The 907-nt window shown below is 76.3% G+C and carries 2 protein-coding genes; one reads left to right on the top strand and one right to left on the bottom strand.

The window, feature by feature from the left end:
* The coding region (locus G5C65_RS38820) for a hypothetical protein (RefSeq protein ID WP_206442731.1) at positions 1-198 on the top strand (198 nt) is incomplete at its 5' end.
* A gap of 33 nt (positions 199-231) precedes the next feature.
* Here the strand turns inward: G5C65_RS38820 and G5C65_RS37805 are convergent.
* Positions 232-907: Rossmann-fold NAD(P)-binding domain-containing protein (locus tag G5C65_RS37805; RefSeq protein WP_478501626.1), on the bottom strand; the 676-nt coding region annotated here is incomplete at its 5' end.

Here is a 907-nt window from a genome sequence, read left to right as displayed (position 1 = left end):
GCTTGGGGGAGGTTGCTCGCGCAGTTCCCCGCGCCCCTGGCGGGGCGCGCCCTGGCGCCCCGCCAGGGGCGCTTCAGGGGCGCGGGGAACTGCGCGACCGGCCACGGCCCCAGCCGCGGTCCGCAAGACGCGGGCAGGGGCAGCCCCGGCCCGGCTGCCCCGACAGAGGGCAACCACGACCCGCCGGACACGGCCTAGCCTCAGGGCCCGTGCCCCTGGCGGGGCACCCCCTCAAGAAGGGCGGAGCGCGTGGCCGCCGTAGCCGCTGCTGCGGTCCGAGCCCTGGTTCTGGTCCCGCCACCACGCGGCGAAGCCCTCCTCGGACAGGGACGACCAGTCCGGCGTACGGACCACCTGCGCCTGTCCGAACCGCCGCCCCAGCTCGACGATCGAGGCGCCGAGCGCCGTGCGGTCGGCGTCGTACGCCGCCGCTGCGGACTCCCAGTCCTCCGCGGCCCGCCAGGCGCGCTCCAGCACCAGCGCGTCCTGGAGCGCCTTGACGGCCCCTCCCCCGGTGTGCGGGCGGGCCACCGTCGCCGCGTCCCCGGCGAGCGCCAGCCGTCCGGTGGCGAAGTGCGGGACCTCCAGGTCGTAGATGGGCTGGATGAAGGACTCCGCGGGCGGGGTGCGCAGCACGCACTCCGCCCAGTACGGCGGGAAGTGCTTGGCGACCAGGTCCCGTGCGAAGCCGGCCAGCTCGCCGCTGAGTTCGCCCGGCGGCAGCGAGGTCGGGTTCCGCAGGTCCAGCGGGAGGGCCAGATGCTCGGGCGGCGTCGTGTAGAGCACCCAGTTGACGCGGAGTCCGCCCGCGCCGTCCGGTATGCGGTAGATGACGCAGTGGCCGCCCGGGAAGACCACGGTGTGCAGGTCTGTCCACGCCGGCCCCTCCCCGGAGCCCCCGGCGTCC

The sequence above is a fragment of the Streptomyces boncukensis genome, from assembly GCF_011045075.1.
Lineage (GTDB): Bacteria > Actinomycetota > Actinomycetes > Streptomycetales > Streptomycetaceae > Streptomyces > Streptomyces boncukensis.
Note: the sequence above shows the minus strand (reverse complement) of the source record. Positions and strands in the feature narration are given on the sequence as shown.